The organism is Cryobacterium sandaracinum, assembly GCF_004403415.1.
Taxonomy (GTDB): domain Bacteria; phylum Actinomycetota; class Actinomycetes; order Actinomycetales; family Microbacteriaceae; genus Cryobacterium; species Cryobacterium sandaracinum.
In genome coordinates, this window is record NZ_SOGO01000014.1 from 67,175 (window position 1) to 80,239 (window position 13,065).

Consider the following 13,065-nt stretch of genomic DNA (forward strand, 5'->3'; position numbering starts at 1 on the left):
CCGCGCACGGTCCGGGCGATGACAGCATATCCGGGGCCGGCCCGCACCCCGCACTGATCGGTGAATCGAGGTTTAGGTTCCAACCGGGATAGTCGGAACAGTGCCCTGCTCAGCCTCGGCTTGTGCAGCCTCTGCGACCTTGCGCCTCTTGACCAAAATGGCAAAGTACGCTGCAGCAGCCGCACCTACCAGGCCGATGCCAGCAGTGATCAGGAAGTAGAGGTTATTGGCGCCAGCCACGTCATCACCATAGGCGGTGTAGATTGCCGCGCTGATCTGTGGCAGGAAGATGTCTGGAAGGTAACCGACCAATGAGATGAGCCCAATCGCAATTCCGGTCGCCGCCACGGGAACACGGCAGTCTTCAAGCAAAGACCAGTAGACACCGCGGATGACGTACACGAACAGACCTACCAACACGACCAGCACGTACACCAGGCCAATGGCCGAACCACCGGGCATAATTGCCAAACCAATAAGCCCCAGCGCAGAAATCAACATGGCCGCCGACAGCACTCGAGACTTGCCGAGTTTGTCGGCGAGGTACCCGCCTCCGAAGCCACCGATGGGGCGCATCCACATCACTACGACGGTCACTACGCCGGCAGCAACTGGAGTCACCGCGTGGTTGGTGGTCAGATATCCAGAGAAGTAGTAATAGGCCCAGAATAGTGTGTATCCGCAGAATAGGGCGAACATCAGAACCCATACTTCACGGATTTTAAGGATTCGACGGACGGCAGCAAAGGTCGATTCGACCGACTCGTCACTAGTCGTCCCGGCCATCTTTTTCTCTTCACTTGAGAGCACGAAGAAGAGGACTACAGCGAGCACGATGAGGACAGCACAGTACATGTACACGACCGCCTGGAATCCTGCCTCAGTCTGGGCGATATTTGACGGGCCGTCGCCAACAAACGCAGCGAAGATGGCAACCGCCACGGTGGCCAGGGCCGCCTCAACTACTCCGCGCCCTCCATCAAGGGCTCCAAAGAATCTGCCTTCCTCGTTCTTGTCGGCGAGCAGATTCACGGCTTTCAACAGCGAGCTCCAGAACGTGAACACCGAGGCAAAGCCCCAGACGAGGAAGATATAGACCAACGTCGACTTGTCCGGGATTTGGGCGTAAAACAATCCCGCAGCCGCTGTGAGTGTCAGTGAGAAAGTGATCATGTACTTCGTTGAGAATTTGTCAGCCAACCACCCGCTGGGGAGATAGCCAACCACGAAGATGATGCCGAGCATCGAGTAGAGAGTCGCCAACTCGGCGTTGGACATCTCGAAGACCTCGAGGATGGTCGCTTCGAAGTTCTGTCGCAGGTAGACCAACGGGTAGATGGAACCTCCCGCCAAAATTAGGAGGACGAGTTGGAAAATCTTCTTTGATTGACCGGGCTTAGGCATCTACAAATGTTCCTTTGTGATCGAGGAGGATGCGGTGTGTGCGTTGGAGGATGGCGTCGTTCTGCTCAGCAATTTCGGCGTGAACCGCACGTAGTTGGGCGTAGAGGTCAACGTTTTGGGGGTTGGGCGCGAAGCAGTCCTCGCGATGCACCATGTGGCTTGAGGCGTCATCGAAGGTCGGGTACACGCTGCAGGCCACGGCGACACAGATGGCGGCGCCGAGGCCGGCGGCGTTGCGCACTTCATTACGCACCGCAGGAATGCCAAAAACATCGGCAAAGATCTGCATGCAAAGGTCGCTGTAGGAACCACCTCCCGACACAACGAGCGTCCCGATGCTGGCGCGTCGCTCTTCTTCCATGTCCACCATGTTTTGCTTCATGGTGAAGGCGATGCCTTCGAGGATGGCGCGGTACATATGGGCGTAGCTGTGACGCTCATCGAATCCGAGGAACATTCCCTTTTTGTGAGGCTGCGTGGGAGGCGCGAGCCAATCGAGGACGCACATTAGACCGTCGCTACCCGCCGCAACGGTAGACGCCAGTGAGTTGAGATATTCATCTCCGCTCACTCCGGCCGCCGCTGCGGCCTCAATCACCTCTTTACCGAGCAGGTTACGGAGCCACGAAACGGTCCACATGCCGCGGCGAATACCGCCGCACTCATAGATGTACCGGTGCGGTTCTGACGCAAAATTGGAGAAGTAGGTATTCGGTTCAGCAACGTATTCTTTGCCGACGATCATCCCCGTGATGTACGTGCCGAGGGAGACCAGGCCCGTCGTCTCGTCCCGGAGCCCGGCTCCGAGAGCTTCGGCGGCTTTGTCGTTTGCGGTGTGCACCACTGGGAGGCCCTGCGGGATTCCAGTGATGGCCGCAAACTGTGCGTTCACGTAGCCGCCGATGTCGCCGGGCATTTGGAGCTGATACAACATGTCCAGGTTTACGTTGTAGGAGTCGAAAGTTTCCTTGTCACTGAACCAGTCCCATGCCTCAACGTCCATTGGCCATGGACCGATGTAGTTGGCGACGGTGTCAGTGAGCTGGCCGGTGAGCCGCCCCATGAGGTAGCCCGACGTCGTCGTAACGTAGACGACATCATCGTTGGTCTTTTCGTACGGTTTGGCGAGGCGTTGGTCCATCCAGCTCTGGACGGGCTCGACGAGAGTGCCGTCCGCGCGGGTCAAGGCTCGACAACACCGAATGGTGCACAGGCCGACCCCGATGATGTCTGCTGGATCGCCTTGGAACGCCTCCATCACACGGGACGCAGCCGCAACGATGGAGTCGTAGAGGTCGTCGTGTGGATGTTCTACAACGCCCGGCTCGGGTGTGTGAAGGGGCTCCAAGGCCTGGCTGGCCTCGCACACAACTCGTCCTTTGGTGTCAAAGATGACAACCTTCGAACTTTGCGAGCCGCCGTCGATCCCAAGAATGTACTTCTTTGTCATTGTGAGATTCATCGTTATTTACCGGCGCTTAGCGCACCAGGTAACCCCCGTCGACGCTCAAGATGTGCCCGTTCACGTAGTCGGAAGCGCGGCTTGCTAGGAACACTGTTGCCCCCATGAGGTCTTGTGTCTGACCCCACCGGTTAGCCGGGATATGGTCGAGAACGCGCTGGTTGGTGTCAGCGTTGGCGCGGGTTGCAGACGTGAGCTCGGTGGCGTAGTAGCCGGGGGCGATGCCGTTCACCTGAATTCCGAACTGCGCCAGCTCGTCGCAGTACGCCTTGGTGAATCCGGCGATGCCGTGCTTAGTAGCGGCGTACGCGGGTGACCACTGGCCACCGAGGAAGGTAAACACCGAGCAGATGTTGATGATCTTGCCGCTGCCCTGCGGGATCATGTACTTGGCGCATTCGTGCGACATCTCGAAGGCCGCAGTGAGGTTGAGCGCAACCATCGGGTCCCACTGCTTACGCGTGTATTTGGTGACATCGGGCTCATTGATGCTGCGACCGGCGCAGTTCACAAGGATATCGACGCTGCCGAATTCCTCGATGCAGGCCTCGACGACTCTCTTGGGGTTTCCCTCGACCGTGATATCCGACATCAGATAGGCGTACTTCGCGCCGGCCGCATCGACCAGCGCCCCGGTTTCCCCATCGTCGGGCATGATGCTGACGGCGAACACATTCGCGCCTGCCTTGGCCAGGGCGAGCGAGAATGCCTGTCCGAGTCCGGTGTTGCCGCCGGTGACGATGGCGTTCTTGCCCTTGATGGAGAAGAAGTCCATCTGGAAGTCCGAAATTTTGACGTCAGTCATGCGTTTTCTCTATTTCTTTTTCGATATGGGTATGCGGGTGCGCCAGGAGGAGGAGTGTTACTTCTTGAGCGGGAAGATGGTTCCGCGGTTCATGATCCCGTTCGGGTCGAACGCGGCCTTGAGCGTTTCAAGCATGTACAGCGAGGAGCCGTATTCCTCGGCCAGGAAGTGCGTGCGGTGCTTCCCGACGCCGTGGTGGTGGCACATCGAACCGCCCAGTTTCAGGGTCTCCTCGACGATGATGTTCTGGATCGGGTCGTGGTACGTGGCGCGTTCTTCTGTGGGATCAACGTCAATCTTGTAGTAGTAGACGAAGTACAAATTGGTTCCGTTGAGATAGCTGTGGCTGGAGTGGCCACCGAGCAGGCTGAACTCCGCCGAGATCTCGTTCCGGATGCGGGCAAGCGCATTGGTATAGATGTCATGAATGACACTCCAGTTGCCCGAGATCTCCGTGGTAAAGCCATTGATCAGAGTTTCGCGAATCTCAACACGTTCTTCTTCGATCTTCGAGACATCCCAGTTGAGGTTGTCGAACCAGTCTTCAATGAGCTTGTCTTCGACTCGATCCGCGGAACCGAAGGTGGAGACGATCTCTTCGATGGCGGCTCCCGTTGCGTCAGCGAGGGGCTTGGGTCCTTCGGCAACGAAGATGAGTACGCAGCGACCGTCCGAGAAGTGCTTGAAGTGGTACAGCCCATCTTCTTTGTCGTAGAGTCGCGCAACGGACGGACGGTAGCCCTGAGTGATGACCTCCCGAAGAATCTCGAGGCCGGTCTTCATATCGTTCAGCAGGTAGCCGTAGAACTTGTTGTTCTCCGGGTAGTAACGGAAAATCTTGACGGTCACTTCGGTGATGAAGTTGAGCGCCCCCTCGTTGCCAATCACAAGGTGGCGGATGTCGGGCCCAGCCGCTCGACGGGGCACGTTCTTGATGCGGCAGATTTCGCCGTTCGGGAAGACCGTTTCGACACCAACGAGCATGTCTTCGATTCCGCCGTAGAGAGTGGAAAATTGCCCGATCGAGCGGGTTGCGACCAACCCTCCATACTGTGCCAGTGGCTTGGACTGTGGCGAATGCCCTGTGGTGTATCCGATCTCGCGAAGCTCGTTTTCGAGGTCTTCGAGACAGACACCACATTGGACGGTGGCGAGCATGTTGGTGGTGTCGATGGTGAGAATCTGGTTCATGCCCGAACCATCCACAACGACCGAATTTTCGACGACCGTCTCAAGACCGCCCTCGGTTGCGGAGCCACCGGTCTTCGGCACAACGTTGATTCCATTTTCGTTCGCGAACTTCAGAACCTGCGCCACCTCGAGCGGGGTACCAGGCTTCACCACCGCTGCGGGGAGTGGCAGGGCGTAGATGCCGAAGATGTTCTCTACCTTGTAGTACCGGTCCGAACTGTTGTCCTTCAGCGTCTGCTCGTCGGTTATCACTCGCTCGCTGCCGAGGATGTCAACGTAGGCACTAACAATTTGTTCACGGGTAAGACTCATCAATGCGACCGATTCCATTCGTTCTGGTTGTTCCTGTTTGCTGGTGTCGAGCAAAGTTCCACCTCTTCGGGGATACAAAAAAAGAACAGCGATCCCCTCGCATGAGGGGGTCGCTGTTCTCTAGGTTTTAAGCAACAGTCCCGGGCTAGGCCTGGAACGAGTGTTAAGTTATGAAGTTTTGGAAAGACTAGCACGGACAATTCTGTCTCGAACAAGAACCCTCTGCAGGCCCGGTGACGATCGTGCAACTGGAGTCTTGCAGCGCACGGGCCTGAAAAGTGGCGCCACCGCCTTCCACCGGTCGGCATCATATTTAGCCGATTAATCGGGCATACTATGGGGCACTGTGGTCAAATCAGGTGCGTCCGATGGGTGATCTCGCCACGTGGGTGATCTTGCTATGGCGGGTCTTCAACAAGGGATGAAATCGTGCAAGCATCACCCGCTAGAGATCATCGCTTGGCCGACGGATCGTCCCTGATAGACCAAGTTCTATCACTTCACCCCGTGATCGCAAGCATCAAGGACGAAGACGGATTGAGGTCGGTCCTACGCGCCCCTTGTCCCGTTGTATTCGTGCTTTTTGGGTCCGTGATGACAATTCACAGCATCGTGGCGTCCTTGAAGAGCGCGGGAAAAATGGTCTTCGTTGATGTGGACTTGCTTGATGGCTTTTCTAGCAAGCCAGTCACCATCGATTTTCTGAAAGCGCACACACAAGCTGACGGAGTCCTGAGTTCAAAATCCATCATGGTGAAAGCGGCAAAGACCGCCGGTCTCCTAGCGATACATCGACTGTTCCTGGTCGATTCGTTCAGCTACAACAACGTAGCCAAGCAGGTGAAGATCTCCGAACCGGATGCAATTATGATCTTGCCCGGCTGCATGCCCCGAGTGATCTCATGGGTGCGTGACGAGACCGAGCTTCCGCTGATCGCGGGCGGATTGGTCTGTGATAAGGATGACGTGATGGGAGCGTTGGGTGCAGGCGCCACCGCCATTGCCTCATCCAATCGAGGCGTGTGGCTGATGTAATACTCGGTGCCACATTGCGTCCGTTGATGGCCAAGACAGCCAACACACGTCTGGAAATCTGCCGCGAGACTTCTCATCCTGAATGACAGTTCCCGAGTGTCATAGATTGCGCCTCACGTGTCGTTCGCAACGCTTTCCCATTCGGCGCGACGGCTGGGGTGTGTTCTACCGCTCGCGGCCGTCATCGCGGGTCCGAGGGTCGTCGGCGTGTCCCTCCTGCTCGCCGCGGGTGGCTTGGCGTGCCTTCACCGTGAGGCCGGCGGTGCGCTGAGCTTCCCGCTGCCGCGCGGCCGTGGCCCGGTTCGCGGCGCGCATCGCATCGAGCGCGGTGGCTGGCTTCTGCCGGTCCGCCTCGGGCGCGCTCGGCGCGGTGGGCTGAGCCTGCTTCTTCTGCAGGGTAGCTACGCGTGCCGCGAGTTCGGCACCAACCGTGCGCTCACGGTACACCTCAGGGATCGCCTGCGTCTGGGTGGGCTCGACCTTGTACCGGTCGCGGAACACGTCGACTTCTGCGGCGAGGCGCACCCACTCCCCGCGCCTGGCGCCCTCGGCCGGGACGTCGCCAAGCTGCTGCGCCCACTCGGGCTGTTCGGTGGCGATCGCCGTGCCGCGTTCCTCGAGGCGCACAGCGAGGTACTCGTACCGTTCGGCCAGGTGGTCCCGCCATGCGGTGGCGGTGCCGGCGGCGTCGAGCACCCGCCGATCGGCGATCCACGCCGGCACCGCCGGCCGTCCGGCTGCTGACACTGGCATCTGGTCGGTGGGGGCTGTTTTGAGGCGGCGTTCCATCCGGTGGGAGAGGACGGCGCCGACGTCGTCGGCGGTGCCGCGTTCTCGTTCGTTCCACGATTCCCGCAACACACTGGCCGGGTCAAAGCCCTGGGTTTCAGCGCGGGTGAGGGCGGCGGTGACGGCACCCCAACTCTCCGAGCCGGTGAGGTTCTGCGCGTCGGTCTCGTCGAGGGTGTGGCCCGCGAGTTGGGTGAAGCGGACGGTGTTGGCGCGTTCGGCGACGTCGCCGTATTGGTCGATGAGGGTGACTAGGTCATCGACGCGGGCTTGTTCGGCGCGGATGGTTTCGGTGGCGGAGAGCATCCCTTCGCTGTGGCCGGCAATGGTGGCCAGGACATCACTCATGGGTTGGGCGTCTTCGGTCTCGACGTAGAGATGGTTCGCTTCCTTGCCGCGGGTCAAACCGACGTAGACGAGTTCGCGGGAGGTGGAGGAGTCGGCGAGGACGTGGGCGGTGTCCGCGGTCATACCCTGGGCCCGGTGAATGGTGGACGCGTAGCCGAGCTCGACGTTGTTCTGCACGTACTCGGCGGGGAGGGTGATGCGGCCGCCGTGCCCGGCATGGGTGACAGTCAACGCCCCGTCGGCGTGCACCTTCCCCACCGTCCACACGTCACCGTTTTTGACCCGGTCGGTGCCGCGCCCGGTGCGGAGGGTGGCGTCGTTCAGGCGGGTGACGATCCGGTCCCCCTGGTACGCGGCGAGTCCGTCGCGCAGCTGCGAGGACTTCTTCCCGGAGACGAGGCCGGAGGCCATCCGGTAGGCCTGGGCGCGGGTGTTGAGGTCGGTGACGGTGACGTTTTGTTGGGCGAGCATGACGGCGTTCTTGCCGGCTTCGTCGTCGTGCTGCCAGGCGGCGAAGACGTGGTCGGTCATCCGGTCGATGCTGCCTGCGGTGACCCGGTCGTTGTCCACGTACCAGCGGAACGGGTCCCCCACCGTGGCTGGGTCCCGCAGTTGCCGGGTTGCTTCGGCCTCGGCCGGGGATGTGAACCGGTGGATCTCCTCGAGCTTGACGGAGCCGACTTCGCGTTCCAGCAGGCGCAGCGCCCCGCCGGACTCGACGGCGGCGAGCTGACGGTCGTCACCGATGAGGCGCACGTGCGCGCCGTGACGCTCGGCAATGCTGGTGACTGTGGCGAGGTTGAGGGTGCCGGCCATGCCGGCCTCGTCGACGACGATGATGTCCCCCGCCCGCAGCTTCAACTCTTCTGGGTGGCGGCTGTCGGGGGTGGCGTCCCCGTGGGTGTCGTAGGCGCGGACGAAGGAGTGGATCGTGGCCGCCGGGACTTCGACGGCGTCGCGGAACACGGCGGCCGCCGTCGCTGACGGTGCCAACCCGATCAGGCGGCCGCCGGCTTCCTCTATGGCGCGGGCGGCCAACGCGAGGGCGGTCGTTTTTCCGGCGCCGGCGGGGCCGGTCGCGACGACGAGGAGCGTGCCGGAGGTTGTGAACTCGCGTGCCAGGGCCCGCTGCCCTGCATCCAAGGGTCCGGTGTGGCGGGCGGCGGTGCGGTCGAACTCGGCCACCGTGATGGGGGCGATCGTGCGGGTGCGGCCGGCGGCCAACAACGTGTCTTCGGCGGTGAGGAGGCCGGTGGAGGTGAAGAGCATGCGGCCCTTGTGCTCGTAGATGCTCGACCCGTCCCGGCGAGTCAGGGGCTCGAAGGAACCGTGCGGGGCGGGCGGGGTCACGGCGATCGAGTCCGTGTCCAGCGCACGCCGCGTGATCAGTTCCACCGTTTCTTCGGGCACGGGGCCGAGGCTGGTTTCTTTCTGGACCCAGCGGCGGGCTTCGGCCTCGATCATGTGCGGACCCCAGACCGCGTGATGCTCCGACACCGTCGCCACAACCTCACGTGCACCCCGGTCCACATCCACCACCCGCCACTCCCCCGGCCTGCCACTCGTGGCCGGCGCCGCGGCGCGGGCATCCTTCAGGAGGTTGGTTACGGTGGCGGTGCCGACGCGTTCGGCGGCCTTCGTGGCCCACTCGGTGCGGAGTCCGGCGAGGGATCGGGCGTGGGCTTTCGCGGGGCGGGTCTCGAGGGTGGCCTGCTGGGCGAGCTTGATCCGGGCGACCGCGTCCGGGCTGCGCCCGTGGGTGGCCCGGTAGTCCTTCTCGAGCTGGCTGACGACCTTCTTGATGTCCGCGGACCGGGTCGAGAATACCCCGGTGAGGCGCTCGTCTATTCCGGCGATCTCGACCACGGGGCGCTTGCCCGGGGTGACTTCCCGCAGCTCCGTGGACAGGCCAAGGCGGGTGGTGACTTCGTCCATGACGCGCTGGTTGTAGAACTCGGACGCGGCCACACCCTGACGGTGGAGGAGCTTGGAATCGATTGTGCGCCATTTCCCATCGACACCCTTGACCTTGTTCGCCACGACCAGGTGATCGTGCAACTGCGGGTCACCATTCCGAGAATCGTAGTGACGGAACCGCGTCGCCACGAGCCCACCCTCGACGTCGATCTGCGCGACCCCGTTCGTGCCCGCGCGGGTCGCGATCGCTTCCCGCTCGAGGTACGACACCGTGTCCAGGATCGCGACCGCTTGGGCATCCTCGATCGTCTTCCGGGTGTCCTCGTCGCCGAGGCCCCAGAGCACGGACACGCTCTTCGCGGGCGAGAAGACCAGGTCGAATCCAGCGACAGCCTGCTGCGTCGGACGCGTCGCCGCCGTGATGAACCGGCCGAGTTCGTCCTTGTCCACGGGCGGCCGGCCCTTCGCGTCGCGGAATGCCAGGTCACCTTCACGTGTGCGGATTGCACGCCGGTCGGCGACGTTCGGTTCGTGCCCGTTCAGCTTGGTGAAGTCGGTGTAGCCGGCGGCGATCTTCGCGGACAGGTCCGTGCCGTCAGTGCTGTACCCGTAGTACGAGCGGCCGAGCTTGGCAGCCTTCGTGGCCTCACCCACGGTCTTGCCCTGCGCCTGCGCGTCAGCAATGATTCGTTCGGCATTGGGGTGCAAACCCTCACCGTAGAGGGCCTTCATCTGCTCCTCCGTGACGACCCCGGAGACGCCGAGTGCGGCCAGTCCCCCGCCGACCCAGACACCGGGAGGGTTGCCATCCTCGGTGTAGTAATCGCCCAGCTCACGGCCGCTCTCACGCTTCGCATCACCAGTCGCGACCTCGTTGGTGTAGTACACATACCCGTCTCCCGCAGAGAGGATATGCATAGTCATCACCCGCTCACTTTACCTCGTTCATTACTAATGCCAGAGGTATGACAAATTCTTGTACGAAGAATGAGGATACAGGGTGGTCACGATCGAAGATTGAGATGGTTGGAAGTTGAGGCTGAGGTTGGCGGGTGTCTGCGGATAGGGCCTATCGATATGACGCAGCAGGCAGTTCAGAACGCGCAACGGAACGCGCACCTTCGGACGAAAGCAGGTACCCTCTCCTGCATTGGCTGTGGCGGGCGATCATGCGCGCTGGACTCCCGTAAATTGATGCTTCACCCACGAAAGGGGTACACCCATGGCCGATGTACGTAAGTCTGCAAAGCAGACTGCCGCCCGCTCTCGCGCACGCGAGAAGGCTGCAGAGTTCCGCGCGAAAGAAGACAAGCTCGAGCAGCTCGCCACCGACTACTTCGTCGCCACGGACTCCCTCGACGAGATCCACGCAACAGCACAGGCGGAGATCGCAGCCATTCAGGATCGAGCAGCGCAGCAGAGCACGGCCGCCCGCACGTCCGCGGCGGCCGTCATCGCCTCCATGCTCGAACTCGGAACCCCCAAGGCAGAAGTAGCGGGCCGCCTCGGTCTGGCGCTGCGCGACGTCAAGAAGGCTCCTGCGCTCTGAAGCCATTGAGCTCTCGACGAGACCGGTGACCTACTGGTTTGGTTCTCTTCGCTGGGATGGATAGGTCCTGTCGGTCCCGCCAGAGTCTCACCGGAGGATGCTGAGCGGTCTGCCCAACTGGTGTGCGCGGAGAGTTCGCCCGATGCCTCATCGTTGCCAGGTTCCGGGACGGCGCCGCTACAACCGGGGTCGTCCTCTGTTCAGAATCGGCCGATACCGTCGTCGGCTCCTGCTCCGGGTGGTGTGTTGCTGGGTTGTCCAAACGCCCCCTCTGATCGTCGTCAAGGGGGGGCGTTTGGTTGATCAGGCTTGGTGGAGGTTGTCTCCTTCTTGGTCTTCTTCGGCGTGGCCGGATACCCAGGTGTCGGCGGCGGTGTCGGCTCCGACGGCGCGGAGCATCCCGGCGAGGGCGTCGACTTCGGTGCAGCTCATCCGTGGGCCCACGTCGCCCGCGAAGTCTGCGGCCGTGAACACGTCGACGAATTGCTTGGCTGCGGCGGTGTCAATGCCGCTTGTGTTCATTGCTGCTTCTCCTGGTCTATCGGGTGGGAGCGGTGACGGTGCAGAGGTTGACGCGGTGCAGGATGACCTGGGCGATGTGCACGGAGCTGTAGATGTAATCGTGGAAGTGCCCGGCGACGTAGATCCCGTGGGGCACGGCGGCATCGTTGATGGGTTCGCCCTCGGGGGTGAATACGACGAGGTCTTTGTGGTCGCTGTCGGTGCTGATGAGGTGCTGCGCGACCCGGTATCCGGCGGCCGTGTAGTCGCGGTGGGTGTTGATCCCGTCGCAGGAGTACCGCACGACCCGGGGCATGTCCTCACCATCGAACGCGACGAGCGCGGACCCTTGGTCGTCGTACCCGTCGGTCATGCCGTTGAACTTGCGGCCCTCGTACTGGCTGGTCACTGCGCTTACCTCCTGGACTGTGGGTCCGTCGCTCCACGACACGTTCATCCACGCGGACGCGGTGCCCGTGCTCATCCGGACGCTGAACTTCACGCCGGGAAACGCGTTCTTCAACGCCACCCGAACCAACTTGGCGGTGTCCTTGGTGCTGATGTAATCCGTCATGTGCTCTTCTCCTCAGTTACTCGGTGCGGTGGTGGCCTGCTCGGCCTGGATGGCTTCCCACAGGGCAAGCCGGGTCCGGAGGTCGGCGATCCGGGCGAGCTGGTCGGCGGTGCGCGCGGCCGTGACCGCGGGGTGCTCGGGTGTGTGGGGCGTGGCGTATCCGTCCCAATGCAGGGTGCGTTCGCGCCCGCGGATCGAGCTGGTGAGGTGAAAGATCTTCCACTCGACGTCAGCGGCAGTAATCGTGTGCGCGGGGGTCTGTGTCTGTTCAAGCATTTTCTCTCCTCCAAATTTTTTTGCCTTTCGGCGGTTTTCCGCCCTCATGGAGTGCTGTCGGGGTCAAGCCCCAAGGAACGGTTGCAGGCCAAAAGTTATGGAGGAGCGCAGCGGGGGAAGAAGTTTTTGCTGAAACTGTGACGACGGCTTGACGCCGACAGCACGCAGTGAACAATGCCCCAGACGAAAAGCAACAAAGTTGACGTGCGCCGACCTGCACCGTCGGGCACCTGGACTCTCGTTCATCTGCGTTTTAGCACCAGACGCTTCGAACCAGCGACGCCGCCGTGCAGAGTCCGTGTCGTCACCGCGTCGGTGTCCGCTGATCACCTCAACCTCTTCGGTATCGGCGCAGGCGACGTAGATGACGCGTCCAGAACCTCCGCCTGTCGTGGGAAGGCCTTGTCAGTGTCAGAGCCCCGACCTACACTCCCCATATCGAATAAACGTTCGATAGCAGGGGTTGGAGGTACGGATGCGACAGAGCTTCCCGCACCTCCACGTCGCCTCCGCATACTCGCCGCACTACGGCGTGACCATGCCCGAGGTCCTCGTCGACCAGGCGGCGGCCGCCGGCGCTGACTTCCTCGCCCTGACCGACCGGGACGGGCTGTACGGGGCGGTCAAGCACGTGCGGGCGTGCGCGGCCGCCGGGATCCGGCCGGGCCTCGGCGCGGACCTGGCCGTCCACGATGATGAACACCGGCCGCTCGGCCGGGTGACCCTGCTCGCTCACGGCGGGGACGGCCGCGGGTACGCCGCGCTCTGCCGGGCCGTGAGCTCCGCCCACGAAGCAGGCCGGGTGCCGAGCATCGACCGGCGCCGGCTCGCCACCTGGGCGGAGGGACGCACCCTAACCATCCTCCTCGGGCCACTTTCTGATGTGGGGCTCGCCGTGGAAC

General features: G+C 62.1%; 11 protein-coding genes. 3 read left to right on the forward strand and 8 right to left on the reverse strand.

The features are described 5' to 3' along the window. Positions 1-72: 72 nt before the first annotated feature. Genes E3T25_RS04595 through E3T25_RS16990 form a run of 4 tightly spaced genes read right to left on the reverse strand, consistent with a single transcriptional unit; the run spans position 73 to position 5,228 of the window. A complete protein-coding gene (locus E3T25_RS04595) occupies positions 73-1,404 on the reverse strand; it encodes an MFS transporter (protein ID WP_134372530.1) in 1,332 nt (443 codons plus the stop codon). Then, positions 1,397-2,854 (reverse strand): FGGY-family carbohydrate kinase, encoded by a 1,458-nt coding sequence (locus E3T25_RS04600; protein WP_134372533.1) that lies wholly within the window; start codon positions 2,852-2,854, stop codon positions 1,397-1,399. The genes E3T25_RS04595 and E3T25_RS04600 overlap by 8 nt, the downstream gene beginning before the upstream one ends. A gap of 28 nt (positions 2,855-2,882) precedes the next feature. After that, positions 2,883-3,671 carry an SDR family oxidoreductase gene (locus tag E3T25_RS16985; RefSeq protein ID WP_134402017.1) on the reverse strand — a complete coding sequence of 263 codons (789 nt, stop codon included), beginning with the start codon at positions 3,669-3,671 and terminating at the stop codon, positions 2,883-2,885. A 57-nt stretch (positions 3,672-3,728) separates the two neighbouring features. Beyond that, positions 3,729-5,228, reverse strand: a complete 1,500-nt coding sequence (locus tag E3T25_RS16990; RefSeq protein ID WP_241980623.1) for an FAD-binding oxidoreductase — start codon at positions 5,226-5,228, stop codon at positions 3,729-3,731. 453 nt (positions 5,229-5,681) lie between these two features. Here E3T25_RS16990 and E3T25_RS04610 point away from each other — a divergent pair, with 453 nt between their 5' ends. Then, positions 5,682-6,209 (forward strand): glycerol-3-phosphate responsive antiterminator, encoded by a 528-nt coding sequence (locus E3T25_RS04610; protein WP_198411508.1) that lies wholly within the window; start codon positions 5,682-5,684, stop codon positions 6,207-6,209. Positions 6,210-6,374: 165 nt separating this feature from the next. Here E3T25_RS04610 and mobF read toward each other — a convergent pair whose 3' ends face one another. Then, positions 6,375-10,187: a MobF family relaxase gene (gene mobF, locus E3T25_RS04615; protein ID WP_134372536.1), complete on the reverse strand. Its 3,813-nt coding sequence runs from the start codon at positions 10,185-10,187 to the stop codon at positions 6,375-6,377. A gap of 298 nt (positions 10,188-10,485) precedes the next feature. On the opposite strand from mobF, the gene E3T25_RS04620 reads away from it, so the two are divergent. Continuing rightward, positions 10,486-10,812: a hypothetical protein gene (locus tag E3T25_RS04620; RefSeq protein WP_134372539.1), complete on the forward strand. Its 327-nt coding sequence runs from the start codon at positions 10,486-10,488 to the stop codon at positions 10,810-10,812. A 303-nt stretch (positions 10,813-11,115) separates the two neighbouring features. Here the strand turns inward: E3T25_RS04620 and E3T25_RS04625 are convergent, their stop codons facing one another. From E3T25_RS04625 to E3T25_RS04635, 3 genes are read right to left on the reverse strand one after another with little or no spacing between them, the layout of a single operon-like run. Then, positions 11,116-11,334, reverse strand: coding sequence for a hypothetical protein (locus E3T25_RS04625; RefSeq protein WP_134372542.1), 219 nt, complete (start codon positions 11,332-11,334; stop codon positions 11,116-11,118). A gap of 16 nt (positions 11,335-11,350) precedes the next feature. Then, positions 11,351-11,887: an LPD29 domain-containing protein gene (locus E3T25_RS04630; protein WP_134372545.1), complete on the reverse strand. Its 537-nt coding sequence runs from the start codon at positions 11,885-11,887 to the stop codon at positions 11,351-11,353. A 12-nt stretch (positions 11,888-11,899) separates the two neighbouring features. Beyond that, positions 11,900-12,163: a hypothetical protein gene (locus tag E3T25_RS04635; RefSeq protein ID WP_134372548.1), complete on the reverse strand. Its 264-nt coding sequence runs from the start codon at positions 12,161-12,163 to the stop codon at positions 11,900-11,902. Positions 12,164-12,638: 475 nt separating this feature from the next. Here E3T25_RS04635 and E3T25_RS04640 point away from each other — a divergent pair. After that, positions 12,639-13,065 (forward strand): PHP domain-containing protein (locus E3T25_RS04640; RefSeq protein WP_134372551.1); only part of this gene is annotated, 427 nt, incomplete at its 3' end.